General features: G+C 65.5%; 26 protein-coding genes and 3 tRNA genes. 13 read left to right on the top strand and 16 right to left on the bottom strand.

Features of this window, described 5'->3' with window-relative positions; translation table 11 throughout:
- Nucleotides 1-18 precede the first annotated feature (18 nt).
- The 3 genes from der to ASE69_RS10485 all read left to right on the top strand — a co-directional run bounded on the left by der (nucleotide 19) and on the right by ASE69_RS10485 (nucleotide 2,153).
- The gene (gene der / locus ASE69_RS10490; RefSeq protein ID WP_056062647.1) at nucleotides 19-1,404 is read left to right on the top strand and encodes a ribosome biogenesis GTPase Der; all 1,386 of its coding nucleotides are present in this window, start codon (nucleotides 19-21) and stop codon (nucleotides 1,402-1,404) included.
- Nucleotides 1,405-1,406: 2 nt separating this feature from the next.
- Nucleotides 1,407-1,628, top strand: coding sequence for a sulfurtransferase TusA family protein (locus ASE69_RS21410; protein WP_321163573.1), 222 nt, complete (start codon nucleotides 1,407-1,409; stop codon nucleotides 1,626-1,628).
- Between the two features lie 84 nt (nucleotides 1,629-1,712).
- A complete protein-coding gene (locus tag ASE69_RS10485) occupies nucleotides 1,713-2,153 on the top strand; it encodes an Hpt domain-containing protein (protein WP_056486070.1) in 441 nt (146 codons plus the stop codon).
- A gap of 70 nt (nucleotides 2,154-2,223) precedes the next feature.
- Here ASE69_RS10485 and bfr read toward each other — a convergent pair whose 3' ends face one another.
- The 5 genes from bfr to purL form a co-directional block, all read right to left on the bottom strand.
- Entirely contained in the window at nucleotides 2,224-2,739 is a 516-nt protein-coding gene (gene bfr / locus ASE69_RS10480; protein WP_056486959.1) for a bacterioferritin, read from the bottom strand.
- Nucleotides 2,740-2,842: 103 nt separating this feature from the next.
- Nucleotides 2,843-3,013: a bacterioferritin-associated ferredoxin gene (locus ASE69_RS22965; protein ID WP_082441433.1), complete on the bottom strand. Its 171-nt coding sequence runs from the start codon at nucleotides 3,011-3,013 to the stop codon at nucleotides 2,843-2,845.
- Between the two features lie 75 nt (nucleotides 3,014-3,088).
- Nucleotides 3,089-4,345: a DUF418 domain-containing protein gene (locus tag ASE69_RS10475; protein ID WP_056486067.1), complete on the bottom strand. Its 1,257-nt coding sequence runs from the start codon at nucleotides 4,343-4,345 to the stop codon at nucleotides 3,089-3,091.
- Nucleotides 4,342-4,482: a hypothetical protein gene (locus tag ASE69_RS22065; RefSeq protein WP_156362293.1), complete on the bottom strand. Its 141-nt coding sequence runs from the start codon at nucleotides 4,480-4,482 to the stop codon at nucleotides 4,342-4,344. The genes ASE69_RS10475 and ASE69_RS22065 overlap by 4 nt, the downstream gene beginning before the upstream one ends.
- An 821-nt stretch (nucleotides 4,483-5,303) precedes the next feature.
- Entirely contained in the window at nucleotides 5,304-7,532 is a 2,229-nt protein-coding gene (gene purL / locus ASE69_RS10470) for a phosphoribosylformylglycinamidine synthase subunit PurL (RefSeq protein WP_056486064.1), read from the bottom strand.
- Between the two features lie 200 nt (nucleotides 7,533-7,732).
- On the opposite strand from purL, the gene ASE69_RS10465 reads away from it, so the two are divergent.
- A complete protein-coding gene (locus ASE69_RS10465; RefSeq protein ID WP_056062662.1) occupies nucleotides 7,733-8,131 on the top strand; it encodes a DUF1842 domain-containing protein in 399 nt (132 codons plus the stop codon).
- 2 nt (nucleotides 8,132-8,133) lie between these two features.
- Here the strand turns inward: ASE69_RS10465 and map are convergent, their stop codons facing one another.
- A complete protein-coding gene (map, locus tag ASE69_RS10460; protein WP_056486061.1) occupies nucleotides 8,134-8,961 on the bottom strand; it encodes a type I methionyl aminopeptidase in 828 nt (275 codons plus the stop codon).
- Nucleotides 8,962-9,012: 51 nt separating this feature from the next.
- On the opposite strand from map, the gene ASE69_RS10455 reads away from it, so the two are divergent.
- Nucleotides 9,013-9,771: a competence/damage-inducible protein A gene (locus tag ASE69_RS10455; RefSeq protein WP_056486058.1), complete on the top strand. Its 759-nt coding sequence runs from the start codon at nucleotides 9,013-9,015 to the stop codon at nucleotides 9,769-9,771.
- Between the two features lie 22 nt (nucleotides 9,772-9,793).
- On the opposite strand, the gene ASE69_RS10450 is transcribed toward ASE69_RS10455, so the two are convergent.
- Both ASE69_RS10450 and ASE69_RS10445 read right to left on the bottom strand, forming a co-directional pair.
- The gene (locus ASE69_RS10450) at nucleotides 9,794-10,210 is read right to left on the bottom strand and encodes an HIRAN domain-containing protein (protein WP_056486956.1); all 417 of its coding nucleotides are present in this window, start codon (nucleotides 10,208-10,210) and stop codon (nucleotides 9,794-9,796) included.
- A 106-nt stretch (nucleotides 10,211-10,316) separates the two neighbouring features.
- Nucleotides 10,317-10,392: transfer RNA gene (locus ASE69_RS10445), tRNA-Ala, on the bottom strand.
- A gap of 237 nt (nucleotides 10,393-10,629) precedes the next feature.
- Here ASE69_RS10445 and ASE69_RS10440 point away from each other — a divergent pair.
- Together ASE69_RS10440 and ASE69_RS10435 are read left to right on the top strand one after the other, a co-directional pair.
- Nucleotides 10,630-11,967: a DUF2171 domain-containing protein gene (locus ASE69_RS10440; RefSeq protein ID WP_056486055.1), complete on the top strand. Its 1,338-nt coding sequence runs from the start codon at nucleotides 10,630-10,632 to the stop codon at nucleotides 11,965-11,967.
- 141 nt (nucleotides 11,968-12,108) lie between these two features.
- Nucleotides 12,109-13,098, top strand: coding sequence for an NADP-dependent oxidoreductase (locus ASE69_RS10435; RefSeq protein ID WP_082453062.1), 990 nt, complete (start codon nucleotides 12,109-12,111; stop codon nucleotides 13,096-13,098).
- Between the two features lie 277 nt (nucleotides 13,099-13,375).
- On the opposite strand, the gene ASE69_RS10430 is transcribed toward ASE69_RS10435, so the two are convergent.
- Genes ASE69_RS10430 through ASE69_RS10405 form a run of 6 tightly spaced genes read right to left on the bottom strand, consistent with a single transcriptional unit; the run spans nucleotide 13,376 to nucleotide 18,497 of the window.
- On the bottom strand, nucleotides 13,376-14,344 hold the full coding sequence (locus ASE69_RS10430; protein WP_056486053.1) for a magnesium and cobalt transport protein CorA: 969 nt from the start codon (nucleotides 14,342-14,344) through the stop codon (nucleotides 13,376-13,378).
- Between the two features lie 38 nt (nucleotides 14,345-14,382).
- The gene (locus tag ASE69_RS10425) at nucleotides 14,383-15,177 is read right to left on the bottom strand and encodes a MetQ/NlpA family ABC transporter substrate-binding protein (protein ID WP_056486051.1); all 795 of its coding nucleotides are present in this window, start codon (nucleotides 15,175-15,177) and stop codon (nucleotides 14,383-14,385) included.
- 8 nt (nucleotides 15,178-15,185) lie between these two features.
- Nucleotides 15,186-15,848, bottom strand: a complete 663-nt coding sequence (locus tag ASE69_RS10420; protein WP_056486048.1) for a methionine ABC transporter permease — start codon at nucleotides 15,846-15,848, stop codon at nucleotides 15,186-15,188.
- A complete protein-coding gene (locus tag ASE69_RS10415; RefSeq protein WP_056486045.1) occupies nucleotides 15,845-16,579 on the bottom strand; it encodes a methionine ABC transporter ATP-binding protein in 735 nt (244 codons plus the stop codon). Before ASE69_RS10415 ends, ASE69_RS10420 begins: the two co-directional genes overlap by 4 nt.
- On the bottom strand, nucleotides 16,576-17,592 hold the full coding sequence (locus tag ASE69_RS10410; protein ID WP_056486043.1) for an LLM class flavin-dependent oxidoreductase: 1,017 nt from the start codon (nucleotides 17,590-17,592) through the stop codon (nucleotides 16,576-16,578). Before ASE69_RS10410 ends, ASE69_RS10415 begins: the two co-directional genes overlap by 4 nt.
- The gene (locus ASE69_RS10405) at nucleotides 17,592-18,497 is read right to left on the bottom strand and encodes an ATP-grasp domain-containing protein (RefSeq protein WP_056486949.1); all 906 of its coding nucleotides are present in this window, start codon (nucleotides 18,495-18,497) and stop codon (nucleotides 17,592-17,594) included. The genes ASE69_RS10410 and ASE69_RS10405 overlap by 1 nt, the downstream gene beginning before the upstream one ends.
- Before the next feature lie 113 nt (nucleotides 18,498-18,610).
- Between ASE69_RS10405 and ASE69_RS10400 the strand changes: the two genes are divergently transcribed.
- Nucleotides 18,611-19,231 carry a peptidylprolyl isomerase gene (locus ASE69_RS10400; RefSeq protein ID WP_056486946.1) on the top strand — a complete coding sequence of 207 codons (621 nt, stop codon included), beginning with the start codon at nucleotides 18,611-18,613 and terminating at the stop codon, nucleotides 19,229-19,231.
- Nucleotides 19,232-19,467: 236 nt separating this feature from the next.
- Here ASE69_RS10400 and ASE69_RS10395 read toward each other — a convergent pair whose 3' ends face one another.
- Entirely contained in the window at nucleotides 19,468-20,352 is an 885-nt protein-coding gene (locus tag ASE69_RS10395) for a diacylglycerol/lipid kinase family protein (protein ID WP_056062698.1), read from the bottom strand.
- Nucleotides 20,353-20,459: 107 nt separating this feature from the next.
- On the opposite strand from ASE69_RS10395, the gene hemB reads away from it, so the two are divergent.
- Genes hemB through ASE69_RS10380 form a run of 3 tightly spaced genes read left to right on the top strand, consistent with a single transcriptional unit; the run spans nucleotide 20,460 to nucleotide 24,221 of the window.
- Nucleotides 20,460-21,452: a porphobilinogen synthase gene (gene hemB / locus ASE69_RS10390; RefSeq protein WP_056486041.1), complete on the top strand. Its 993-nt coding sequence runs from the start codon at nucleotides 20,460-20,462 to the stop codon at nucleotides 21,450-21,452.
- Nucleotides 21,449-21,988, top strand: a complete 540-nt coding sequence (locus ASE69_RS10385; RefSeq protein ID WP_056486037.1) for a GNAT family N-acetyltransferase — start codon at nucleotides 21,449-21,451, stop codon at nucleotides 21,986-21,988. Before hemB ends, ASE69_RS10385 begins: the two co-directional genes overlap by 4 nt.
- Complete coding sequence (locus ASE69_RS10380) at nucleotides 21,981-24,221, top strand: spermidine synthase (protein ID WP_235518517.1); 2,241 nt, start codon at nucleotides 21,981-21,983, stop codon at nucleotides 24,219-24,221. Before ASE69_RS10385 ends, ASE69_RS10380 begins: the two co-directional genes overlap by 8 nt.
- 41 nt (nucleotides 24,222-24,262) lie before the next feature.
- Here ASE69_RS10380 and ASE69_RS10375 read toward each other — a convergent pair whose 3' ends face one another.
- On the bottom strand, nucleotides 24,263-24,772 hold the full coding sequence (locus ASE69_RS10375; RefSeq protein ID WP_056486034.1) for a hypothetical protein: 510 nt from the start codon (nucleotides 24,770-24,772) through the stop codon (nucleotides 24,263-24,265).
- Nucleotides 24,773-24,866: 94 nt separating this feature from the next.
- Here ASE69_RS10375 and ASE69_RS10370 point away from each other — a divergent pair.
- Both ASE69_RS10370 and ASE69_RS10365 read left to right on the top strand, forming a co-directional pair.
- Nucleotides 24,867-24,943: transfer RNA gene (locus ASE69_RS10370), tRNA-Arg, on the top strand.
- Between the two features lie 50 nt (nucleotides 24,944-24,993).
- A tRNA-Arg gene (locus ASE69_RS10365) sits at nucleotides 24,994-25,070 on the top strand.
- The last annotated feature ends 7 nt before the right edge of the window (nucleotides 25,071-25,077 follow it).

The raw sequence follows: 25,077 nt of genomic DNA, 5'->3' as shown, positions 1-25,077 counted from the left end.
CCGCGCTAAGGGCACGCCATGTCCAAACTCCCCGTGGTCGCAATCGTCGGCCGCCCAAATGTCGGCAAGTCGACTCTTTTCAACCGCCTCGTCGGCAAGAAGCTCGCGCTGGTCGACGACCGGCCCGGCGTCACGCGTGATCGCCGTGAAGGCGACGCGTCGCTGATCGGCCTCGAATTCCGCATCATCGACACCGCCGGCTACGAAGACCACGACGCGCAAACGTTGCCCGGCCGGATGCGCCAGCAGACCGAAGCCGCCGTCGAACAAGCCGATGTCGCGCTGTTCCTGTTCGACGCGCGCGCCGGTATCGTCCCGCTCGACGAAGAGATCGCGCGCTGGCTGCGCACCGCCGACGTTCCCGTCCTTCTCGTTGCCAACAAGGCCGAAGGTCGCGCAGGCGAAGACGGTATTCTCGAATCGCTCGCACTAGGCTTCGGCGATCCGGTCCAACTGTCGGCCGAGCACGGCGAAGGTATGGGCGACCTGTTCGAAGGCCTGCTGCCGTTGCTCGAAGGCAAGGAAGAGCCGCCTGAGGAACAGCCGGACAATGAATATGAGGGCCCGCTGAAGCTCGCGATCGTCGGCCGCCCGAACGCGGGCAAGTCGACGCTCGTCAACCGCATCCTCGGCGAAGACCGCATGATCACCGGCCCCGAAGCCGGCATCACGCGCGATTCGATCAGCGTCGATTACGACTGGCATCCGACCGGCGGCGAGGCGCGGAAGGTGCGCCTGATCGACACTGCCGGTATGCGCAAGCGTGCCAAGGTGCAGGACAAGCTCGAGAAGATGTCGGTCGAGGACGCGCTGCACGCGGTCGACTTCGCCGAGGTCGTTGTGCTGCTGCTCGACGCCACGCTGGGTCTCGAGGCGCAGGATCTCCGCATCGCCGACAAGGTGTTGCAGGAGGGCCGCGCGCTCGTCATCGCGCTCAACAAATGGGATATCGCCGAGAGCGCATCCTCGCTGTTCAACGGCGTCAAGCGCGCACTCGAAGACGGCTTGTCGCAGGTAAAGGGCGTCACCGTGATGACCGTGTCGGGCGCGACCGGCAAGGGCATCGACCAGTTGCTGCAGGCCTGTTTCGACACCCGCGACGCGTGGTCGAAGCGGGTCGGCACCGGCGAACTCAACCGCTGGTTCGAGCGCGCGATCGAGGCGACCCCGCCGCCGGCGCCGGGCGGCAAGCGGATCAAGATGCGCTACGTCACGCAGGTCAAGACACGCCCGCCGAGCTTCGTCATCTTCGGTACGCGCGTCGATCAGTTGCCGGCTAGCTATGAGCGCTATCTGGTCAATTCGATGCGCAAGGACCTCGGCTTCGGCGCGGTTCCCGTCCGGTTGATGTTCCGCGCGCCGAAGAATCCGTACGATGACGGCAAGGGCGGCGGCGGCCACTAGGCGTGGTGTCGGGCGTGGTCCGTATCAACGCCAGGGGCATGCGCTGTCCTTGGCCTGCGGTACGGCTCGCCCGCGCGTTGCGCGACGGTCCGACCCGCGTCGAGGTGATAGCGGATGACCCTCAAGCCCCGACCGAACTCGCGGCGGTCGCGGCTTCCGCCAATGCGACAATAGAAATCGTTTTGGATGTATCTAATCCAACCTTTGTCGTAACTTGTCGTTAGTATCACAACACTGTGTTTACCTAGGTTATGTATGATACAGCTCTGACCTTCATGGCGCTATTTGCTTAACGGGAGAAGGCGACAGTGGCGTTCGAGGGAAGCACCCTGATCAATTGGCCCGCGTTCGTGCGGGCGCGCAACGAACTTGGCGCGGGATTTGGCCGCATCCTCGGATATTTTCGCGAGGACGGCGTGAAGTCGGTTGCCGCGATTGAGGCGGCGATGCGTGCGCTCAATGCTGCAGCCATGGTGATACCCGCGCATACGCTGAAGGGTGAAGCGCGGCAGTTCGGGGCGGAGCCGCTCGCCGATCTGGCCGAGGCTATCGAGGCGATTGCGCGCGATTGCCTGGAAATGCAGGATACGCCCGACGAGGCCCTGGAGCATATCGTTCGGTTGCGGCCGTTGTTCGTCGAGACGCTGACGCTGCTGGAGCGCGAGGCCAATCCGGTCGCAGTGCGCAAACCCGTCGCGGGCGGTGGGTTCGGGCGTCGCGCCGTACCGACCGGGTTCGGCGGGGAATAAATTCGTCGCTAGACTGGCGGACACTGCAGCCCTGTCATCCCACCTTTCCGCGAGATGACAGGGGGGTGGATCAGCCCTTCAGATACGGAGCCGCGCCAGCCTTGGGCGAATCATGCTCCGAGATCGAGTTGAGCTGGATGTAGTTGTGGATACCCATCCGTGCGATCATCTCGAACTGGCGCTCGAGTGTGTCGACATGCTCTTCCTCGCTGGCGAGGATGCGGGCGAACAGGTCGCGGCTGATATAGTCCTTAACCTCTTCGCAGTACGAGATCGCGCCCTTGAGCTGGACGGTGGCCTCGACTTCGAGCGCCAGATCCGACTTCAGCACTTCCTCGACGGTCTCGCCGATGCGAAGGCGGCCGAGCAGCTGGAAGTTCGGCAGGCCATCGAGAAACAGGATGCGCTCCGACAGCCAGTCGGCGTGCTTCATCTCGTCGATCGATTCCATCCGCTCGTACTGGGCGAGCTTGTAGACGCCCCAATGCTCAAGCATCCGGTAATGGAGCCAATATTGATTGACCGCGGTCAGCTCGTTCTTGAGCGCCTCGTTCAGAAATTCGATTACTTGGGGGTCGCCGCGCATGGCCATATCTCCGTCACCTCTGAGGAGCATGTAGCGGGCTGACACAGATTAGCACAACCCCCAAAAATGGCGGTTTTCCGGGCTTTCTTAGCTGTTGCGACGCTTATGCAGCGGCGCGTTCCTCGTCGATAATCGCTCGCGCTATCGATGTGCACTGGCCGCATTTCGGTTTCCGACCCATCGAGCGGAAGGCCTGGCACGGTGTAGTGCAACCGCCGCGTGCGCAGTTGCGAACGTCGGATTCTCGTATGGCATTGCAAACGCAGACGACCATGGGAACTCCCTAGCTGTAAGCACGGGATACAGATAATGCGAACCACTCGCAAGCCCTTTTGCGTCTTATTCGCAATTAGTCCGATCGGTTCGTCGTGAACGCCGAACCGCGCATCGGCTGCCACGCGAATCGCGACAGGCTGCGCCAAAGCCATTCGAGCGGACCATAGCAGAAGCGATCGAGCCACGGTTTCGACCATAGGAGCATCAGCAGGCAGATCGGCACGACTACGAGATAGAGCTGGGCTCGCGACAGTGCGCCGTACAGCCCGAACCCATATCCATAGAACAGGGTGGTGCAGAGGACGGTCGTGCCGAGATAGTTGGAGAATGCCATTCGACCTGCCGCCGAGACTCGGGCCGTCAACCAGCCGCCGGGCCGTGCGAGCAGGATGATTGCCGCGGCGTACCCCATGATCGTCAGTGGCCGAAGCGGGGTTGCGAGCGCGAGCCACGACAGCGCCACATAGCGCGCGTCGAACCCGTGGGCGATGTCGAACGCCGCGATGGCCGCATAGCAGATCCAGCCGAGTCCGATTCCGACGACCGCAATCACGGTGTAGCGTCGCCGCGACCATTCCCCCGTCAGGAACCCCGATCGCAGCCCCGCCATGCCGAACAGCATGAAGCCTAGCGTCTCCGGACCAGTGGCGGTGAGGGACGTGATCGGCCCAGCGCCGTGCGTCCAACGCCACGCGACCAGATCGCGCCATCCGCCACGTCCGATGGCAAGTTCGCGGGTGACGGAGGCGGGGGAGGGCTGGCCGAATTGATCCGCCAACAGCTGCCAGTTCGTGATGACCCGCGCCGTTGCGCCCGGCCGGTGCGCGGCGGCGTGAAGGTCGAACGTGTAGGCGACGAGCGTCGTCAGCTCGACCGTCTGGAGCGCGATGCAGGCGAGCCCGACGCCGATCAGCCAGCGGACCGGCAACCGCGCGAAAATATACGCGAGCGCGCCGACCAATGCGTAGTGCGCAAGGATGTCGCCCCACCACAGCAGGTACAAATGTGCGATGCCGAACACGAACAGCCATGCCATCCGGCGCAGGTGGACGGTCGCCGGGTCTTCGCCATTCGCCTCCGCCCGGTCGATGACCAGCAGCATCGACGCGCCGAACAGGAACGAGAACAGCCCGCGCATCTTGCCGTCTATGACGATGAAGGTGGTGGTCCAGGCGATAAGGTCGGGCGTGCTTGGCGCGCCCATCGAGGCGGGCGTCATGTAGGCGAATTCGGGGAAGCCGAACGCGGCGATGTTGGCGGCGAGGATGCCCATGACGGCGACGCCTCGAATGAGGTCTAGCGTGGCTATTCTGGTGGGGGCGGGGGTCATGCTGAACGCTGGAAGTGCACGAAGTGCAGACGCTGGTGCAGCATTTCGCGGGAGCGTTGTGCTGGTTGGAATGCGGGGCTTTCGACGTCGGTGATCGTCGTGGCGCCGGCGCAGGGGAGGACGTCGGGCGTGGCCATTTTGGTGGGGGCGGGGGTCATGCGAAGTGCCGGAAGTGCACGAAGTGCAGACACTCGCGCAGTATTTCGCGGGGGCGTTGTAGGGGTTGGGCCATGACATGGTCGCGTTCGGCTGCACTTTAGGAGCGGACCGCGTTGGCTGAGTCGGACGGACTTGGTCAGTGCTTTATCAACGCTTGGGTTCGGGCGCGGCGTTTTGGTAGCGGGGTAGGAGAGTAATGCGGTCATGGTTCGACGCTGGCATATCGCGGTGGTGTAGGACAGGGCGCTTTGACGGGTACCTTAGGTAGCGTGGCGTGTCGTTTTGGTGGATCCGCTATCCGGTCGGTGAACTGCGCCGCCTGTCGTTTCTGCGCGATGCCTTGCCGTACCTCGCCTGTTGTTCTCCACGCCGCTCCGCCTCCGTCGTCACCTAGCGGAGGCTGGGGTATTGCTGTTGGCGAGCGCTGCGGCCCGATGCGGGAGATGCCGGCTTTCGCTGGGATGACGGAGAGGGGGGTCGCCGAGCTCTGCTTTAGCTCGATCGGACGACATCTCTCGCATCCTTGTTCTCCCGCGAAGGCGGGAGCCCAGTCTGGGTCCCCGCCTTCGCGGGGAAACATGGTGTGGTTCGGTATTCTTGCCTTGTCCGGAAGGGCAACCACCCCGGCGGAGGCCGGGGCCCAGTTGAGGGACGGAGATGATGAGCGCCGTGCTCCGTTACCTCGGCCTTCCCAACTGGGCCCCGGCCTTCGCCGGGGTGGCGCCTGTGGGGGCGGGCGGTGGCAGGCAGCGGTAACCGGCAGCAGGCTGCGTTCTAGTTCGCCCGCCGTCGCGTTGCCTTAAGCCAGCGCGGCGTCGACGCCCATTAGCTTCGGGAAGAACTCCTCATGCGCCGTCCGCAACGTATCCAACGCGATGACGTCGTCACGGTCGGGGCGTTCGAAGATCAGGCGCTTGCCGCCGGTGCGACCCAGGGGTTCGGCTTCGACGTCCGCCGCATGCGCCGCGCCAAGGAAGTCGAGAAGTGAGTGGTCGTCGACGGTGACGATGTAGACGCCCTGGTCCTCCGCGAAAAACGAGCGGGCGCAGTCGAACGGCTGTTTCCGGTCGATCATCGCGCCGATACCGCCGGCGAGCGCCATCTCGGCCAGCGTCACGGCGATGCCGCCATCGGAGACGTCGTGGACCGCGGTCAACTGGCCCAGCGCGATCGCTTCGCGGATCAGGTCGCCGACGCGGCGCTCGGCAGCGAGATCGACCGGCGGGGGCGGGCCGGCGTCGAGCTGTTCGCGGCCGTGGCATTCGCGCAGCCACAGCGACTGGCCGAGATGGCCGCCGCGCGTGCCGACCGCGAGGATGATGTCACCCGAGCCCTTGAACGCGATCGTCGCATTCTTCTGCCAGTCCGCCAGCAACCCGATCGCGCCGATCGCCGGGGTCGGCAGGATCGCCGAACCGCCGCCCGTTGCCTTCGATTCATTGTAGAGCGAGACGTTGCCCGACACGATCGGGAAGTCGAGTGCGATGCAGGCGTCGCTCATGCCTTCGAGGCAGCCGACGATCTGGCCCATGATCTCGGGGCGCTGCGGGTTGGCGAAGTTGAGGCAGTTGGTGACGGCGAGCGGCAGCGCGCCGACCGCGGTCAGGTTGCGCCAGGCTTCGGCGACCGCCTGCTTGCCGCCCTCGACCGGGTCGGCGAAACAGTAACGCGGCGTGCAGTCGGTGGTCATCGCCAGCGCCTTCTGGGTGCCGTGGACGCGGACGACCGCGGCGTCGCCACCGGGGCGCTGCACCGTGTCGGCGCCGACCATGTGGTCGTATTGCTCCCAGATCCAGCGGCGTGAGGCGATATCGGGCGAGCCCATCAACGTGAGCAGGTCGGCAGCGATATCGTTGCTGTGCGGCGCGTTTTCGAGCGGCGCGGGCTTTGGCGTCGGGACGTGCGGGCGATCGTAGAGCGGCGCTTCGTCCGCCAGAGGCCCAAGCGGGATATCGCAGACGGTCTCGCCCTTGAAATTCAGCACCATGCGGCCGGTGTCGGTGACGCGGCCAATGACCGCGAAATCGAGCTCCCACTTCTTGAAGATCGCCTCGGCCTCGGCTTCGCGGCCGGGCTTCAGGACCATCAGCATGCGCTCCTGCGATTCCGAGAGCATCATCTCGTACGGCGTCATGCCGGTCTCGCGCTGTGGCACGTCGTCCATCGTCAGCTCGATGCCGACGCCGCCCTTCGACGCCATTTCCACGGCCGAAGACGTGAGGCCCGCGGCGCCCATGTCCTGGATCGCGACGATCACGTCGGTCGCCATGAGTTCGAGGCAGGCTTCGATCAGCAGCTTCTCGGTGAAGGGATCGCCGACCTGGACGGTCGGGCGCTTGGCGTCCGAATCCTCGCCGAAATCAGCCGAGGCCATCGTCGCGCCGTGGATGCCGTCGCGGCCGGTCTTGCTGCCGACATAGACGATCGGATTGCCGATGCCGCTCGCGGCCGAATAGAAGATCTTGTCCTGGTCGGCGATGCCGACGGTCATCGCGTTGACCAGGATGTTGCCGTCATACGCCGAGTGGAAGTTCACCTCGCCGCCGACGGTCGGCACGCCGACACAATTGCCGTAGCCGCCGATGCCGTGGACCACGCCCGAGATCAGGTGGCGCATCTTGGGATGATCGGGCCGGCCGAAGCGGAGCGCGTTGAGGTTGGCGATCGGCCGCGCGCCCATCGTGAAGACGTCGCGCAGGATGCCGCCGACGCCGGTCGCAGCACCCTGGTAGGGCTCGATATAGGACGGGTGGTTGTGGCTCTCCATCTTGAAGATCGCCGCCTGGTTGTCACCGATGTCGACGACGCCGGCATTCTCGCCCGGGCCGCAGATGACGCGCGGGCCCTTGGTGGGCAGCTTCATCAGGTGGATCTTGCTGGATTTGTAGCTGCAATGCTCGGACCACATGACCGAGAAGATGCCGAGCTCGACCATGTTCGGCTCGCGGCCGATGGCGCGCAGGACGCGCTCATATTCTTCGGGGGACAGGCCGTGGTCGGCGACAATCTGCGGTGTGATCTCGGTCATGGGGCGGCAGATAGCGGCGCCGGCGGTCCGCGTCACCCTTTGTACGTCAGATTCCTGTGGCGGGGCCGCGTGAAAGGTTTCGGGGTCAGTCCATACACGTCTCGACCGGTTCGTTTCGGACCCAATCCCGCTGGACTCGACAGTCGTCCCGTGAGGAACTCCAGTAACGGATCAGCATGGATCCGGAGGAGGAAATACTCATGACCGAGCCGGTTGGATATTACCAAGTAAAGCTGGACGTCAAGCATGGCGGCTTTGCAGGCGCGCCGACGCTTCATCTCGATCTCGGCGTGAATGCACCGACCGGACAAATCTCCGGATCGGCGCAAATCACGCAAGCATTGCCACCACCTTACGGCACGACCGTCATTCCCCATGTTACCGGTGCGATCCTGCATACAGGGTTCGGGCACGACACCTTGCTCGTGCACGTCACCGGCCAATATGTCGTTTCGGTGCCACCACCCGGAATCGGATCGTATCTCGCCCACTTCAGCGCCGCGCTGGCCGTAGCGAAGGATTGGAACGGCAAGGGTTCGTTCGAATATAGCGGCCACGTCATCACCGACTGTACGGTGAAGAACGTCTCCGCAGGCTGACGCTATACGTAAGGCGGCTGCGTGTAGCCCTTGGGGCTGAGCGTGAAGATCTCGCAGCCGTCTTCCGTAATGCCGATCGAATGCTCGAACTGTGCGGACAGCGAGCGATCGCGCGTGACCGCCGTCCAGCCGTCGTCGAGCAGCTTCACGTCGGGGCGACCAATGTTGATCATCGGCTCGATCGTGAAGATCATGCCGGGGCGAAGCTCGGGGCCGGTGCCGGGCTTGCCGACATGGACGACTTCGGGGGCGTCGTGGAACAGGCGGCCGACGCCGTGCCCGCAGAAATCGCGGACCACGCCGTAACGGTGCTTTTCGGCATGGCGCTGGATCGCGTTGGCGACGTCACCCATGCGGTTGCCGGGCTTGGCGTGCTCGATGCCGATCATCAGGCATTCGTAGGTCACTTCGACAAGGCGACGCGCCTTGATCGGCACGTCGCCGATCAGGTACATTCGGCTCGTGTCGCCGTGCCAGCCGTCGAGCAGGGGCGTGACGTCGACGTTGACGATATCGCCCGATTTCAGCGTCTTCTCGCTCGGGATGCCGTGGCAGACGACGTGGTTGATCGAGATGCAGACGCTGTGCGTGTAGCCACGATAGCCGAGCGTCGCGGGGACGCCCCCGCCAGCGACGATGAAGTCGTAGATCAGCCGGTCGATCTCGGCGGTGGTCACACCCGGGACCATATGCGGGACGATCATGTCGAGCGTCTCGGCGGCGAGCCTGCCCGCCTTCATCATGCCTTCGAAGGCTGCGGGGCCGTGCAGCTTAATGGCGCCGGTGCGCGCGTCGGGCTGGTCCGAGGTGACGGTTACATATTCGGTCATGACGCGCGATATAGCGTGGCGGGCGCGGTTTTGCGAGGCTATGCCAAGAGCATGGTAGAGGAACGCATCTGGACGGCCGCGCTGACGATCATCGGCGACGAGATCCTGTCGGGCCGCACGCAGGACAAGAACGTCGCGCAGATCGCGGCCTGGCTCAACGTGCAGGGCATCCGCCTCGCCGAGGTGCGCGTGGTCGCCGACAAGACCGAGGCGATCGTCGAGGCGGTCAACACCTTGCGCGCGCGCAACGACTACCTGTTCACGACCGGCGGGATCGGGCCGACACACGACGACATCACGGTGGATGCGATCGCCGAGGCGCTGGGTGTCGCGGTCGAGCATCATCCGCGCGCGATGGCGGTGCTCGAGGCGTATTATGCGACGCGCGGTGGGCTTACCGAGACGCGGGCACGGATGGCGCGGGTGCCGGTCGGCGCGGAGCTGATCGACAACAAGGTGTCGGGCGCGCCGGGAATCCGGATCGGCAACATCTTCATCATGGCAGGCGTGCCGCACATTACCGCGGGGATGCTCGACGCGCTGACCGGCACGCTCGAGGGCGGACGCCCGGTGGTGTCGAAGACGATCGGGTGCTGGGTAGCGGAGAGCGAGGTCGCGGACATCTTGCGCGATGCCGAGAAGACGCATGAAGGCGTCGCGATCGGGAGCTATCCGTTCTTTCGCGACGGCAAGACTGGCGCGAACTTCGTGGTGCGGAGTTCGGACGAGGCGCTGGTCGACCGCTGCCTCGCGGACCTGACGCGTGATCTGGAAGCGACGGGTCGCGTGGTCACTGCGCAGGGTATCTAGTTCATCCCATTCGGGGGGGGCGTCACGCGCCCCATTCGGGACCCTCGGGGTCGGGAAAGAAGGCGTCCGGGTCGAACGACGCCGGGCGGGGCGGTGATGGCGTGGGTCCTTCGGGATCCGGCAGTGTCGGCGCGCCGCCGCCGAAGCGGATGCGGACATAGCCGTAGCTGCCGACCAGAGCCTGGAATATGGCGACATGCTCCTCCTCCTGCATGCGTCGCCCGATCAGCGACGCACGTTCGGCGGACAGATAGCCCATCTGCACGCCGCGCTGGCTGAACACCGCGACCGCATTCGTATCATGCGGGTTCTTCGGCTCGCGACGCAGGTCGACGGGTTCGCCGGGAGCGCAGAGCATCAATTCCATCCGGCGGTTGCTCTTGCTCTTGTCCGCGTTGGGGAAGTCGATGCCGACCACGTTGCACGTCAATTCGTCCATGCCCCACGATAGCGTGGCAACTGCGCGCATGAAAGGCGCACGCATGGCAGATCTGGCGTATAGCTTACGCCTGCGATGCTCGTCGACTTGCTGTTGATATGCCGCGTGGTGGAGCCACGGGGAATCGAACCCCGGACCTCTGCAGTGCGATTGCAGCGCTCTCCCATCTGAGCTACGGCCCCGCGCGGTTGGCCATAGGCCAGGATCGGTGGCTTAGCGGCTCGATTTGAGCCTTGCAACCGGGTTGGTGAGACGGCTCGAACTTCCCTCCGGCGCGTCGTCGCAACGCAGCGTCGTGTCGCCGTCAAGCTGCCGCGATCGCAGGAACATTCCGCCAGTTTGGCGTTTGTAGTCCTCGGAATGTACGACCCCGCGATCGACGGGGCCGGCAGCCGCAGGACAGCAATTAGGAGGTTCCTATGGTCTACGAACGCAACACCCGAGATCGCCAGTCGGGCGACTATTACGGTCGGCCGAACTCGAACGACTATGGTCGCGATTTCCGCGCAGACGGTGGCGGCTATGGTCGTTCCAGCGCGCGTGAATATGAAGCCGTCGGAGAATATGATCGCGACAACAACCGCAGCGGCCGCGGTCAGGGATATCAGGGGCGTGACGACCAGGGACGCGGCGATCAATATGGTCGCGAGCAGGGCGGTCGTGATTATTATGGCGGCCACAATGATCGCTCGCAGCCATCGGGCGGTGATCGCTACGGGCAGTCGCGCTACGGCCAGGGATCGGGCCAGGGTTATGGCCAACAGGGTAACGGGCAGCAGGGTTATGGCCAGCAGCGCTCCGGCCAGGGCTATGGGCAACAGTCCTACGGCCAGCGCAGCCAGGGTTCGGGCGATACCGAATATCACGGTAGCTACGCATCGGATGGCCGTCGCTTCGAGGACGTAGGTCGCAACCGCGATGCCGATGACGACAACCGCAACTCGTCGCGCGGCGGCAGCCGTAACGAGGGGCGTGACTATGGTCGTCAGCCACAGGGCTATGACTATGACGATCGCGGTTTCATCGCGCGCGCAGGCGACGAAGTTCGCTCGTGGTTCGGTGACGACGAGGCCGAGCGTCGCCGCGAAGCCGATGCCCGCTATGACGAGCGGTCCTATGGCAACTCGGACAATCGTGCGTTCGGCAATCGCTCGTCGAACACGCATGACGACCATTATCATGGCTGGCGGAGCTCGCAGATCGCGGCGCTCGACCGTGACTATGACGAGTATCGGAACGAGAACCGCTCGAAGTTCGAGACCGAGTTCTCTTCGTGGCGCAATGAGCGCCAGGGCCAGCGCAGTTCGCTGTCGCAGGTCACCGAGCACATGGAAGTCGTCGGGTCTGACGGCAGCCATGTCGGCACGGTCGACAAGGTGAAGGGCGACCGGATCCTGCTGACCAAGAACGACCGCGATGCGGGCGGCGTGCATCACTCGATCCCGTCGCGCTGGATCAAGACCGTCGACGGCAAGGTGACGTTGTCGAAGTCGGCCGACGAAGCCAAGGCGGCGTGGAAGGAAGAAGAGCGCAACTCGGCGATGTTCGACTACGGCGATCGCACGGGCGGCGACAAGAAGGATGCTGGCACCAGCGGTTATGCTTCGAGCTCGCAGACGGGCAGCACGCAGACGGGCAGCACCGGGACCGGCACGGCATCGGGCACCGGAACGACCACCGGCAGCACGACGACCGGCGGCACCACCACTGGCACGACGTCGGATACGCTCGGCAAGTCGGGTTCGACCACGTACTAACTGGTTGAAAGCGTTGGCTGGCGTCGCATGATGTCAGCCGGAAAGGGGCCCGGGCGGAAACGTCCGGGCTTTTTTGCAGGTTGCGTAAGGTGTGCGTTTCGCCATACCCGCAACACGAATATTCAATACAGGAGCAAGTTTATGGCCCGTGCATGGAGCCTGAAGGCACGTCCGCAAGGCATGCCGAAGCATACCGACTTCGCCATGATCGATATCGACCAGTCGACGCTCGGCGCTGGCGAGGTACGGATTGCGAACCGCTGGCTGTCGGTCGATCCGTATATGCGCGGGCGGATGAACGACGTGAAGAGCTATGTCCCGCCGTTCGCGCTGGGCGAGGCGATGCAGGGCGGCGCGGTCGGCGAAGTGGTCGAGAGCAATGACGACGGCATGAAGGTCGGCGACATGGTGCTGCACATGGCCGGCTGGCGCGACGAGGCGGTGGTGCCGGCCGCGCAGGTGCAGAAATTGCCGGCGCTCGACGTGCCTCCGCAGGCGTTTCTGGGTCTGCTCGGCATGCCGGGGATGACGGGGTATTTCGGCCTGCTTCAGGTTGCCGAGGCGAAGGCGGGCGATACGGTGTTCGTGTCGGCGGCGGCGGGTGCGGTCGGCTCGACCGTGGTGCAGGTCGCCAAGGCCAAGGGCATGACGGTGATCGGCTCGGCCGGCGGCGCGGAGAAATGCGCTTGGGTGAAGTCGCTCGGCGCGGATGCGGTGATCGACTATAAGAGCGACGTGCCGGTGGTGAAGTTGCTCGGCGAGGCTGCTCCGAAGGGTATCGACGTGTATTTCGACAACGTCGGCGGCGATCATCTCGACGCGGCGCTGGCGCATGCGCGGATGCATGCGCGGTTCGCGGTTTGCGGGATGATCGACGTGTACAACAGCGGTGCGGCGACGCAGTTGAAGTATCTCGCGCGACTGATCGGTAACCGTGTGCAGATCCGCGGGTTCATCGTCAGCGACTACATGAATCGCGCCGACGAGTTCTACAAGGACATGGGCGGGATGCTGGCGGCGGGGACGCTGAAGCGGCAGGAGACCGTGCACGAGGGGCTCGAGACGATGCCGGATGCGTTCCTGGGGCTGTTCTCGGGTGGGAACACGGGGAAGATGCTCGTCAAGGTTTGAGCTGCTCTTCGATCCTCCCCCGCTAGGGAGAGGTGGCACCGAAGGTGACGGAGGGGGAGGAACGCGCAACCACAGTTATCCCTTACCTCCCCCTCCGTCTGGCAAGGGCCAGCCACCTCCCCCTGGCGGGGGAGGATGCAATAGAGGGACGGCTACATTCCCGCGTCACCCCGGACTAGTTCCGGGGGCCACCGTGCCGCGTATCGACGGCTGGCGAGTATGCGGATCGGTGGATGCCGGAACGAGCCCGGCATGACGGAGTGGGTGATCGGTTCCGCTACAACCACTTCGCCTGCTTGAACTTCACGTACAGCGCGGCGCAGACGACACCGATCACCGCCAAAACGACGAAATACCCGTATTCCGTCTTCAGCTCGGGCATGTTCTCGAAGTTCATGCCGTAGATCCCGGCGATCGCGGTGGGAACGGCGAGGATCGCAGCCCAGGCGGCGAGCTGGCGGGTGATCGCGCCGGTGCGTTGTTGTTCGAGCAGGTTGCTGAATTCGAACATGGAGGTCAGCACTTCGCGCAGGCCCTCGACCATCGTCTGCACGCGGCGGACGTGGTCGAGGACGTCGCTGAAATACGGTTTCGCCTCGGTGTCGATGCAGGGGAGGTCGAGGCGGACGATCTTGCTGGCGACCTCGCCCATCGGTCCGAGGATACGCTGGAAGCGGATCATCTCGCGTCGGAGCCCGAAGATGCGGACGATCTCGTCGCGGCCGAGGAAGGCGTCGATCGTGCGCTGTTCCATCGCCAGCACCTCGTCCTCGATGCTCTCGACGATCGGGAGATAGCCGTCGACGACGTAATCCAGGATCGCGTGGAGGACGTAGTCGACGCCGTTGATCAGCAATGTCGGCGCGGCTTCGAGCTGTTCGCGGAGTGCCTTGTGCGAGCGTGCCGAGCCGTGGCGGACGCTGATGATGTGGCTGTGGCCGACGAAGATCGCGGTTTCGCCGTATGCGATCTTGTCGTCCTGAAGCTGCGCGGTGCGCGCGACCACGAACAGCTGGTCGCCATAGATGTCGACCTTGGGCAGTTGGTCCGCCTTGATCGCGTCCTCCACCGCCAGTGGGTGGAGGTTATACTGGTCCTTGAGCGTCCGCATCTCGGCGTCGGTCGGGTCGCAGATGCCGATCCAGACGAATTCGGAGCGGTCTGCGGGGCAGTCGACCTTTTCGTCGATCGAGACCGCGCGGACGCGCTTGCCATGGCGATAGAGATACGCGGCGACGACCGTCATGGAGCCTCTGGATTACGCTAACGAGGCCCGCGCCGGTATCAGAACGCCGGGAGGACCGCACCCTGATAATGCTGCTCGATGAAGGTCTTGGTCGCCGGGCTGCGGAGCGCGGCGATCAGTTTCACGACCCGTGGGTCCTTCTCGCCGCCGGGCAGGCCGACGACGAAATTGACGTAGGGGCTGGTCTTGTCCTCGATCGCGAGCGCGTCGCGGACCGGGTTGAGCTTCGCGTCGAGCGCGTAATTGGTGTTGATCAGCGCGATATCGACTTCGCCGAGCGTGCGGGGCAGGGTGGCGCCCTCCAGCTCCTTGAACTGCAGGTTCTTGGGGTTGGTGGCGATATCGTTGAGGCTCGACAGCGGGTTGGTCGGGTTCTTGAGCGTGATCAGCCCGGCCTTCTGGAGCAGCAGCAGCGCGCGGCCGCCGTTGCTCGGCTCGTTCGGGATCGCGACGGTCGCGCCGTTGGGGATCTGCGCGATGGACTTCCACTTGCGCGAATAGGCGCCGAGCGGTTCGACGTGGACGCCGGCATAGGTCACCAGATGCGTGCCGCGCGAGGCGTTGAACTCGTCGAGATAGGGCTTGGTCTCGAAATAGCTGACGTCGATCTGCTTCTGCTCGACTTGGAGATTGGGCTGGACGTAGTCGTTGAAGACGCGGATCTGGAGGTCGACGCCTTCCTTGGCGAGCGTCGGCTTGATCGATTCCAGGATTTCGGCATGCGGCACGGCGGTCGCGGCGACGGTCAGCGTCTTGCCGTCGTTGGTCTTGGTGCCACCGCAAGCGGCGAGCGCGAGCAGTGACAGCGTAGCAAGGAGCGTGCGGCGGTTCATGCGAATTCCTAGCGGCGGGTGAAGTGGCGGGCGAGCGCGTCGCCGGCATATTGGATGATCTGGACGAGCACGACCAGCAGCACGACGGTGACGACCATGACGTCGGTCTGGAAACGCTGATAGCCGAACCGGATCGCGAGGTCGCCGAGCCCACCTGCACCGACCACGCCCGCCATCGCGGTGAACGAGACGAGCGCGACCGCGGTGACGGTGGCGCCGGCGATTAATCCGGGGAGCGCCTCGGGGATCAGCGCGCCGGTGACGATCTGGCGCGTGGTGGCGCCCATCGCCTGCACCGCCTCGATCGTGGTGCGGTCGACTTCCTTGAGCGATCCCTCGACGAGCCGCGCGTAGAACGGCGCGGCGCCGACGACGAGCGGCGGGATCGCGCCGGCGACGCCTAGCGAAGTGCCGACGAGCATCACGGTGAGCGGGATCATCACGATCAGCAGGATGATGAACGGGACGGAGCGGAGGATGTTGACGATGATCCCGAGTACGGCGTTGGCGATACGGTTCTGCGACAGGCGGCCCCGGTCGGTGAGGTAGAGCAGGACGCCGAGCGGGAGGCCGAACGCGATCGTGAGGATCAGCGATCCGCCGAGCATGATCAGCGTGTCGAGGCAGGCCTGGCCGATGTCCGACCAGTCGATGTTGGCGAAGAAGCTCATGCCGCCAGCGCCGCCAGCATACGCTGCGTTGCCGGGTGGGCGGCGTTGGCGAAGATGTCGGCGACGTCGCCGGTCTCGACGATGCGGCCGCGCTCGAGGACGGCGACGCGGTCGCAGACATAGCGGACGACGTCCATTTCGTGCGTGATCAGGACGATCGTCAGGCCGAGGTCTCGGTTGAGGTCGCGAAGGAGGGTCAGGACCGAGCGGGTGGTTTCGGGGTCTAGCGCGCTGGTGGCTTCGTCGCAGAGCAGGATGTCGGGATCGGTGGCGAGCGCGCGGGCGATGCCGACGCGTTGTTTCTGGCCACCGGAGAGCTGGGCGGGGTATTTGGTGGCGTGATCGGCGAGACCTACGCGGTCGAGCAGCGCGGCGACTTTCGTCTCGCGCTCGGCTCTGGATACGCCCGCCAGCACCAGCGGGAACGCGACGTTTGCGGCGACCGTGCGCGACGACAGCAGGCCGAAGTTCTGGAAGATCATGCCGATCCGGCGGCGCAGCGCGCGCAGGTCCGCCGCCGACAGTGCCGCGACGTCGACGCCATCGACCTCGACCCGACCTGAAGTCGGTCGTTCGAGCGCGTTGATCAGGCGGATCAGCGTCGACTTGCCCGCGCCGGACTGGCCGATGACGCCGAACACGCCGCGCGCGGGAATTTTGAGCGACACGCCGTCGAGGGCAGCCGCGTCGCTTGCCGGGTAGGTTTTGATGACGTCGGTGAGGCGGATCATGCGGTGCCCATGACCTGCGCGGCGAACCGCTCCATTTCCTCGGCCTGCGGGCTCATCTGGAGCAGCAGCAGGTCGAGACCGGCCGCCTCATACTCAGCGACGCGCTCCTTCAACTGCTCGGGCGTGCCGACCAGATTGGGGCGCAGGCCGCGGTTGGAGACGGAGTATTCCTGGATCTTCAGTTCGCGTTCGAGCTGCGTGCCCGACAGCCACTGGTCGAAGTTCGCATAGCCGGCGGGGAGTTCGGTGACGCTGGTGATGCGTTCGAGCTCGCGCTTGGCCTCCGCCTCGCTGTCGCGCACGATCGCGTACGCGGCCATGCCGTATTGCATCGGCGCGCCGCCAGCGGCTTCGCGTCGCGCCGCCATGTCGGCGATCTTCGGTGCAATCGCCTCCGCCGGGTCGCCGTGCATGACGTACGCGTCGCACTGCGCGGCGATCATCGCCTTGGCCTTCTCGCTCTCGCCGCCGGCGTAGACGGTCGGGCGCTTGGCGGGCTTGGGGGAGCAGATCGCCTGTTCGGTCGTGTAGAACTGGCCCGCGAAGTCGAACCGCTCCTGCGTCCAAAGCCCATCGACGACGGTCAACCACTCGGCGGTGCGCGCGTAGCGATCGTCGTGCTGGTCGAACTGGAGGCCGTATTGCTTGGCCTCGTCCGCCCACCAGGACGACACGACGTTGAGCGCGAGCCGCCCGCCCGAGATCCGGTCGATGTTCGCCGCGGCCTTGGCGAACAGCGCGGGGTGGTGGAAGTTCGGGCGGACCGCGACCATCAGCTCTATGCTGTCGGTCACTGCCGCCAGCGCCGCCGCGGTCGACCAGGCGTCGAGCGCGGGCTGTTCGATGCCCTTGATATCGTTGAGGTTCAGCTCGGCGATCAGCGTCAGGTCATAGCCCCAGCGCTCGGCATTCTGCGTCAGCGCCTTGGTGTACGCCCAGCTCGCCTCCATCCCCTCGTCGGGGACGTTGCGAAGCCAGCCGCCGAAGACGGGAGTCCAGTAACCGTAGCGCATCAGCGGGCCTTCTCGATCTGTTCGATCAGGTAATCGACGAGGCGGTCGTGGGGATCCCAGCCGAGCACATCCAATGGCTTGGCGACGAAGTTCGACAGTGCGTTGATGTCATAGAACCGCGCGACGCCGTCGCGGTCGTCGATCATCACCTCGACTCCGCCGACATCGAGATCGACCGCGCGTGCGATCGCCTCCGCGGCATCCTTCAAGGTTTGCGAGGGCTCGACCGCGGCCATCTTGATGCCCGAGCCCGGGACGACGCACGCATCCGCGGGGCAAAGATCGAATGCGCCGCCGCCGGCGACCTCGATCGCGTAGAGGAATTTGCGGTCGAGCGTCTCGATCCGGGTGATCGCGCCGTCGCGGACGGGGACGTATTCCTGGACCAGCAGCACGCCGTCGACGCTGCTCGGCAGGCCTGCGTCGGCGACGGCGGTGCGCAGTTCGTCGAGGCTGTCGAAGCGGATGATGCCTGCGCCGGATCCGCCGATGTTCGCTTTGACGACCAGCGGGAAGCGGAGCGTCTGGGCGGCGGGGACGACGTCGGCGGCGCGGTGGACGACGCGCGTTTCGGGGATCGCGAGGCCGAGCGAGGCGATCAACGACAATTGGCGGGCCTTGGAGGCGTCGATCGCGAGGACGTCGGTGCCATTGACCACGCGTGCGCCGGTGCGGCGCCAGTGATCGAGCAATGCCATCGTGTCGAAGATCGGATGCTCGTCGTTGCGCAGGAAGCTCGACATCGCGATCCGGTTGAAGACGACGGGGGCGGGGGCGCTCTGGTCGGCGGGGTTCCAGAAGCCGTCGGGCGTCGCGCGGGTGAACGCTACGCCGCGGCGATCGAGGGCGGCGAACAGCGGTTCGAACCAGAGCGGGTGCTCGTAGAGAATGGCAAGATCGGTCATCGTGCCCCGGATACGCATTGCACGCGGGCGTGCAAACCCAAGCAAAACTTTGCCGCGCGCAATATCGTGTCGCGGGGCGCAGACAGCGAGCGGTGGAGGCGGTAGCGTGGCGGATGATCTCCAGATTCGTCACGCTCGCTCTTGCCGTCCTTGGCGCGGTTTCCGTCTCGGCGCAGGAGGCTCCGCCGGCGTCGCCGCCTGTTGCTCCGGCGACCGTCTCGATCGTGATGACGACGAGCGAGGGGCCGATCACGCTGGCGCTGGAGAAGGAGCGCGCGCCGCTGACGACCGCAAATTTCCTGCGTTACGTCGACCAGAAGCGGCTCGATGGGGTGACGTTCTATCGGGCGATGAAGCTGGGGGCGGATGCCGGGTTGATCCAGGGCGGGCCGCAGGGCGAGGTGAAGCGGCTGCTGCCGCCGGTGAAGCATGAGCCGACCAGCCAGACCGGGCTGTCGCATGTCGACGCGACGATCTCGATGGCGCGGTTCGCGCCGGGGAGCGCGACGGCGGACTTCTTTATTACCGTCGGGCCGGTGTTGTCGCTCGATGCGAATCCGGCGGGGAGTGGGGATACGGCTGGGTTTGCGGCGTTCGGGCATGTGGTGGAGGGGATGGATGTGGTGAAGCGCATCCTTGCTGCGCCGACTTCGCCGACTGCCGGGGTGGGGGTGATGAAGGGGCAGATGATTGCTGCGCCGGTTCAGGTGCTGTCGGTTCGGCGGGTGAAGTAACGCCACCACTCAATTCCACCCCGGCGGAGGCCGGGGCCCAATTGGGGGACGTTGCTAACGTGGGACTGCGATCAGTTACTCCTACCTTTCCAATTGGGCCCCGGCCTTCGCCGGGGTGGTGTGAGGAAAGGTTACCCGCCACTAGATTGTTTCCCCGCGAAGGCGGGGACCCAGACTGGGCTCCCGCCTTCGCGGGAGAACAAGGGGGCGGGTGGTGCTACTAGTCAACCGCGCCTTCAGGCCGGCGCCATCACCCGGATGATCCCCGCAGCGACCTTCGCCGTTACCGGGGTCTTCGCCAGCACCTCGCCGTCGATCGAGATCGGCAATGGCGGGATGGTGTTGATCTTCAGGCTCTTCCCCCGGAAATCGCGCACCTTCTCATGCCGCGACTCAAGCCGGAACACGCTGGCATACCAGTTCTGCACCAGCCGCCGCTTCACATGCCCCATCACTGCCTGCACCACGATCTCGCCCGAATCGACCGCCGCCGCATCCACCAGTTCGGTGCCGCCATGATACGGCCCGTTCGAGATCCGCACCTCGACGACGCGGATCTTCACTGCGGTCGGGCCTTCGCCCACGATCAGCGTGAACGGGCGGAAGCGCATGTATTGATACGTCGCCCACGCCAGATAGCCGACCTTGCCGAAGACCTTCTTCAACCCATGCGGCACCGTCTCGGCAATCTTCGGACTTATGCCCATCGCCGCGCAGTTCGCGAAATAATCGCCGTCGATCATCCCGAGATCGATCCGCCGCGGCTTGCCGGTCCGGATCACTTCGACCGCCCCTTCGATATTCAACGGAATGCCGAGCGTGCGCGCAAAACTATTGGCGGTGCCGAGCGGGAGCACGCCCAGGATCACGTCATGGCCGACCATCAGATCGACCAGCCCGCTGACCGTGCCGTCGCCGCCGCCGAGGATCAGCAGGTCGGGCTTCTTCGCGAGCGCCCGCAACACCGTCGCCTCCAGATCCTTCGGATCCTCGACCGCATGCGCGTCGACCTCATAAGGCAGCCCCGACATCGCCGCACACGCGCGCTTGAACAGCTTCTGGCCCTTGCGCGACTTGGCGTTGACGACGAGCGCGGCGGACGTGATCGTATCGTTCGACATAAGGCCCCCAACGCACGGCATGCGGTTTCGCACCCGTAACGCTTTGTCTTATCGTTTCGGGGGCGTAAAACTTGATCCGTCGCCGCGCATCCCGCAAAGCCCGCCGCATGACCGCAAGCTATCCCGCGCTTCGCCTCCGTCGCACCCGCGCCTCCGCCTGGAGCCGCCGCCTCCATGCCGAGACCGTGCTGACTCCCGCCGACCTGATCTGGCCGCTGTTCGTCGCCGAAGGGGAGGGTGTCGAGCAACCGATCGCCAGCCTGCCGGGCGTGTCGCGCTGGTCGGTCGACGGGATCGTCGCGCGCGGCCGCGAGGCGCGCGACCTCGGCATCCCGTGCATCGCGCTGTTCCCGTACACGCAGGTCGATCGCCGGACCGAGGATGGTCGCGAGGCGCTCAACCCTGACAACCTCATGTGCCAGGCGATCCGCGCGCTGAAGGACGCGGTGCCCGAGGTCGGCGTGCTGACCGACGTCGCGCTCGATCCGTACACGAGCCACGGCCATGACGGTCTGGTCGACGCGGCCGGCTATGTCGTCAACGACACGACCGCCGAGATGCTGGTCGCGCAGGCGCTGAACCAGGCCAAGGCGGGCGCGGACATCATCGCGCCGTCGGACATGATGGACGGCCGGATCGGCATGATCCGCAGCGCGCTTGAGGCGGAGTCGCACCACAACGTCCAGATCATGTCCTACGCCGCCAAGTACGCGAGCGCGTTCTACGGGCCGTTCCGCGATGCGGTCGGCTCGCGCGGGCTGTTGAAGGGCGACAAGAAGACGTACCAGATGGACAACGCCAACGCCGAGGAAGCCATTCGCGAGGTCGCGATGGATCTGGCAGAGGGCGCCGATACGGTGATGGTCAAGCCCGGCTTGCCGTATCTCGACATCATCGTCCGCGTTCGCCAGGCGTTCGAGGTGCCGGTGTTCGCGTACCAGGTGTCGGGCGAATACGCGATGATCGAGCATGCCGTCGCGGCGGGTGCGGCGGAGCGCGACGTCATGGTGCTGGAGACGCTGATGTCGTTCAAGCGCGCGGGTTGCTCGGGCGTGCTGACCTACCACGCGGCGCATGCGGCGAAATTGCTCGGCGGATGATCCAGACCGAACGGCTGATCTTGCGCGGCTGGCGTGATGACGATGCCGCCTTGCATCATGCGATGTGCGCCGATCCGGCGGTGATGGCGTATCTCGGGCCGGCGCCGACGCTGGCCGACTCCGCCGCGGTGGTGGCACGCCAGAAGGCGATGTTGGCCGACTATGGTGCGTGCTTCTGGGCGCTCGAACGACGGGATACCGGCGCGTTCATCGGCTGGTGCGGGCCCAAGCCCGGCCCGGTCGGTACGCCGATCGACGGGAAACCCGAGATCGGCTGGAGTCTCGTCCAAAGCGAATGGGGGCAGGGCTTTGCACGGGAGGCGGCGGAGGCTTCCCTTGCCTGGGGTTGGCGTGAGATGGACTTGCCGACCGTTTGGGCGATCACCGTCCCTGCAAACACGGCCAGCCGTGCGCTCATGGAACGGCTCGGGATGACGCGCGTGGTCGATGGCGATTTCGATCACCCGAAGCTCGCCGAAGACGACCCGCTTCGTCGCCATGTTCTCTACCGGATCGACCGCCCCGCTTATGTCTGAGACCGTATCGATCGAAAACCAGCCGCTGATGGCGCGCTGGTGCCGGACGATGTTCGTCGCGACGATCCTGACGGGATCGTTCCTGCTGTTCCTCGTCCAGCCGATGGTGGCGCGGATGGCGTTGCCGCGGCTGGGGGGCGCGCCGGCGGTGTGGAACTCGGCGATGCTGGTGTACCAGGCGTTGCTGCTCGCAGGGTATGCGTATGCGCATTGGCTCGGGCGGGTGAGGCCGCGGGCGCAGGCGGCGATCCACCTTGGCGTGCTGATCGTTGCGGCGTTGTGGTTGCCGATCGGGTTGATCGCGATGGACCTGCCGGCGGACGCGTTGCCCGCGCTTTGGGTGCCGTGGCTCCTTGGGTTGTCGATCGGGCCGTTGTTCTTTGCGGTCTCCGCGCAGGCGCCGCTGATCCAGCGCTGGTTCAGTGCGGCGAGCGGGGGCGGCGATCCCTATGCGCTGTATGCCGCGTCCAATCTGGGCAGTTTCGCGGGGCTGATCGCGTACCCGTTGCTGGTCGAGCCGCTGATGGCGGTGCACGGCCAGAGTCTGTTGTGGAGCGGTGGGTATCTGCTGCTGATCGTGCTGGTTCTTGCCTGCGCCACGCGCCTGCCAAAGACCGCGGCGGTCGATCACGTTGCGGCGACCAGCGCGCCGCCAGGTGCAAAGCGGATAGCGCACTGGATCGCGCTGGCGCTCGTGCCGTCGGGGATGATGCTGGCGACGTCGACCTACATCACCACCGATATCGTCGCGATGCCGCTGCTGTGGGTGATCCCGCTCGGGCTGTACCTGCTGAGTTTCAGCGTTGCGTTTGCGAACGATCGCTGGCTCGCCGACCTGCTCACGCGGATCGCGCCGATCACGATTCTGCTGTTCGGCGGGATCATCATGGGCGGGGTCAACGAGCGGCCGTTCTTCAGCGCGGGGATCGCGCTGGTGCTGCTGTTCATGATCTCGGTGGCGCTGCACACGACGCTGTACCGCAAGCGGCCGGCGCCGGATCGGCTGACGGGCTTCTATCTTGCGATGTCGGCTGGTGGCGCGCTGGGCGGCGTGTTCGCTGCGCTGGTGGCGCCGGTGGTGTTCGACTGGACGTATGAGTATCCGCTGCTGATCCTCGCGGCGGGCGCGCTGGTGCCGCAGATATATCTGTTCGCGCGATTTCGCGCGCTGTGGATGGGCAAGGGGCCGGCGAAGCACGTCGCGCTGCTCGCGATCGTCTGCGCGTTGGTCATCCTTACCGGTTTGCGGATCGGCAATCCCGATGGCGTGTTCGGCGAGGGGCGGCAGGGCCTCGTGTTCCTGGTGATAGCGGCGATCGGATTCGTCGCGATCGGTGCGCGGCGGCCGTACATGGTCGTGCTGGCGGGGGCGCTGGTGCTGTTCGGCGGATATCGGTCGCTCGAGTTCTCGCTCGATCCGGGCGCGCGAGTGCGAAGTTATTTTGGCGTCTATACCGTGCGGGACGAGCCGGGGCCGAACGGCGGCACGCGTGAGCTCGATCATGGGACGACGGTGCACGGTATCCAGTTGCGCGGTTCGCCTGAGCGCGAGCGGACGCCGACCACCTATTACGCGGCGGGATCGGGCGTCGGGCAGGCTATGCAGGCCGCGCCCGCCCTGTACGGCCCCCAGGCGCGGATCGGCGTAGTCGGGCTCGGGACGGGGACGCTCTCCTGCTATGCGCGGCCGGGGCAGCGCTGGCGGTTCTACGAGATCGATCCGGCGGTGGTGCGGATTGCGCGCGATACCGGGCAGTTTACCTATCTGTCGCGGTGCCTGCCCAAGTCGGAGATCCGGATGGGCGATGCGCGGATCGCGCTCGCGCATGACGAGCCCGACAGTCTCGACCTGCTCGCGCTCGATGCGTTCTCGTCGGATTCGGTGCCGATGCACCTGATGACGCGCGAGGCGTTCGCGACCTATGGCCGGGTGCTGTCGCCGCGCGGCCTGTTGCTGGCGCATATCTCGAACCGGTTCATCGATCTAGAGCCGGTGATCGCGGCGGCGGCGCGCGAGGGCGGGTGGACTGCAGTCGAGCTCAAATACCGCCCGTCGAGCTTGCTGGTCGATCGGGCGTCGGCGTCGGACTGGGTGGCATTGTCGCGCGATCCGCGTGCGATTGCCGCGTTGCGGTCGGGTGATCCGGCGTGGGCGCCGCTGGTGCCGCGCAAGGGCTTCACCGCGTGGACCGACGATTATTCGACGATCCTGCCGTTGTTGAAGGGGTTCTAGCCTTCTGATCCTCCCCTTGGCGGGGGAGGATCAGCAGCGGATCAAGCGGCGGGGAGGCTTGCCTGGATGCGCGTGATCGTGGCGCCTTGGCGATCGTTTTCCGCCTGTGCCTTGTCGCGGATCGCGGCCAGCGCGGGATAGTCGGGCTGCAGCTTGGCGGCGCGATCGGTGGCGCGTTGTTCGATGTCCGTCACCAGCGCGGACGATTGCGCGCGCCAATCGTCGAGTCCGGCGAGTGCGGTCTGCGCGGCGAGCCACGCGTCGCTGCCGACTGCGCCACCGCGTGCGGTCCGTGCGAGGGCCTCGGTCTTGGCCGCGTCGCGCGTGAAGCCGGTGGCGATCGCATCGAGCTTACCCGATATCGTCCGGATATCGGCATCGAGGGCGGGATCGGGGGCGGCCACCGCGGTCTTCACCTCGGGCTCGGCGAATCCGAGCTTCTCGACCGGGCGCAGGCCGAGCGACGGATAGGCGGTGGTATCCTTGCTGCACGCGGACGCTGCGAGCAGGGCGAGGAGCGACAGCGAGCGGAGCGGAGCGGCGAGTTTCATGCCCGCCGCTCTATGCGTCCGCGCCGCCCGACACAACTTTATCGCGGCAAACCCTTGCGCCCCCGAAAATGCCTGCTATCAGCGCCCCTCCAGTGCACCCATAGCTCAGCTGGATAGAGCATCAGACTACGAATCTGAGGGTCGGGCGTTCGAATCGCTCTGGGTGCACCAGGATTTTCCGCTTCACGGCGGGCTTGTCGAACCGGTTACGGGGCGGCGATGCACCCATAGCTCAGCTGGATAGAGCATCAGACTACGAATCTGAGGGTCGGGCGTTCGAATCGCTCTGGGTGCACCATTTTTCC

Origin of the sequence: Sphingomonas sp. Leaf208, assembly GCF_001421415.1 — a bacterium.
Taxonomy (GTDB): Bacteria; Pseudomonadota; Alphaproteobacteria; order Sphingomonadales; family Sphingomonadaceae; genus Sphingomonas.
Note: the sequence above shows the minus strand (reverse complement) of the source record. Positions and strands in the feature narration are given on the sequence as shown.

Bases quoted from the DNA above. Each gene is read 5' to 3' on its own strand.
- map (WP_056486061.1), bottom strand. From the start codon at position 8,961: ATGACCGAATATGTAACCGTCACCTCGGACCAGCCCGACGCGCGCACC.
- ASE69_RS10400 (WP_056486946.1), top strand. From the start codon at position 18,611: ATGATCTCCAGATTCGTCACGCTCGCTCTTGCCGTCCTTGGCGCGGTT.
- ASE69_RS10465 (WP_056062662.1), top strand. From the start codon at position 7,733: ATGACCGAGCCGGTTGGATATTACCAAGTAAAGCTGGACGTCAAGCAT.
- ASE69_RS10415 (WP_056486045.1), bottom strand. From the start codon at position 16,579: ATGATCCGCCTCACCGACGTCATCAAAACCTACCCGGCAAGCGACGCG.
- ASE69_RS10435 (WP_082453062.1), top strand. From the start codon at position 12,109: ATGGCCCGTGCATGGAGCCTGAAGGCACGTCCGCAAGGCATGCCGAAG.
- hemB (WP_056486041.1), top strand. From the start codon at position 20,460: ATGACCGCAAGCTATCCCGCGCTTCGCCTCCGTCGCACCCGCGCCTCC.
- ASE69_RS22965 (WP_082441433.1), bottom strand. From the start codon at position 3,013: ATGGTCGTCTGCGTTTGCAATGCCATACGAGAATCCGACGTTCGCAAC.
- ASE69_RS10440 (WP_056486055.1), top strand. From the start codon at position 10,630: ATGGTCTACGAACGCAACACCCGAGATCGCCAGTCGGGCGACTATTAC.
- ASE69_RS10455 (WP_056486058.1), top strand. From the start codon at position 9,013: ATGGTAGAGGAACGCATCTGGACGGCCGCGCTGACGATCATCGGCGAC.
- ASE69_RS10385 (WP_056486037.1), top strand. From the start codon at position 21,449: ATGATCCAGACCGAACGGCTGATCTTGCGCGGCTGGCGTGATGACGAT.
- ASE69_RS10380 (WP_235518517.1), top strand. From the start codon at position 21,981: ATGTCTGAGACCGTATCGATCGAAAACCAGCCGCTGATGGCGCGCTGG.
- ASE69_RS10410 (WP_056486043.1), bottom strand. From the start codon at position 17,592: ATGCGCTACGGTTACTGGACTCCCGTCTTCGGCGGCTGGCTTCGCAAC.
- ASE69_RS10375 (WP_056486034.1), bottom strand. From the start codon at position 24,772: ATGAAACTCGCCGCTCCGCTCCGCTCGCTGTCGCTCCTCGCCCTGCTC.
- ASE69_RS10450 (WP_056486956.1), bottom strand. From the start codon at position 10,210: ATGGACGAATTGACGTGCAACGTGGTCGGCATCGACTTCCCCAACGCG.
- ASE69_RS22065 (WP_156362293.1), bottom strand. From the start codon at position 4,482: ATGGCCACGCCCGACGTCCTCCCCTGCGCCGGCGCCACGACGATCACC.
- ASE69_RS10405 (WP_056486949.1), bottom strand. From the start codon at position 18,497: ATGACCGATCTTGCCATTCTCTACGAGCACCCGCTCTGGTTCGAACCG.
- ASE69_RS10430 (WP_056486053.1), bottom strand. From the start codon at position 14,344: ATGACGGTCGTCGCCGCGTATCTCTATCGCCATGGCAAGCGCGTCCGC.
- purL (WP_056486064.1), bottom strand. From the start codon at position 7,532: ATGACCGAGATCACACCGCAGATTGTCGCCGACCACGGCCTGTCCCCC.
- ASE69_RS10425 (WP_056486051.1), bottom strand. From the start codon at position 15,177: ATGAACCGCCGCACGCTCCTTGCTACGCTGTCACTGCTCGCGCTCGCC.
- der (WP_056062647.1), top strand. From the start codon at position 19: ATGTCCAAACTCCCCGTGGTCGCAATCGTCGGCCGCCCAAATGTCGGC.
- ASE69_RS10420 (WP_056486048.1), bottom strand. From the start codon at position 15,848: ATGAGCTTCTTCGCCAACATCGACTGGTCGGACATCGGCCAGGCCTGC.
- bfr (WP_056486959.1), bottom strand. From the start codon at position 2,739: ATGCGCGGCGACCCCCAAGTAATCGAATTTCTGAACGAGGCGCTCAAG.
- ASE69_RS10395 (WP_056062698.1), bottom strand. From the start codon at position 20,352: ATGTCGAACGATACGATCACGTCCGCCGCGCTCGTCGTCAACGCCAAG.
- ASE69_RS10475 (WP_056486067.1), bottom strand. From the start codon at position 4,345: ATGACCCCCGCCCCCACCAGAATAGCCACGCTAGACCTCATTCGAGGC.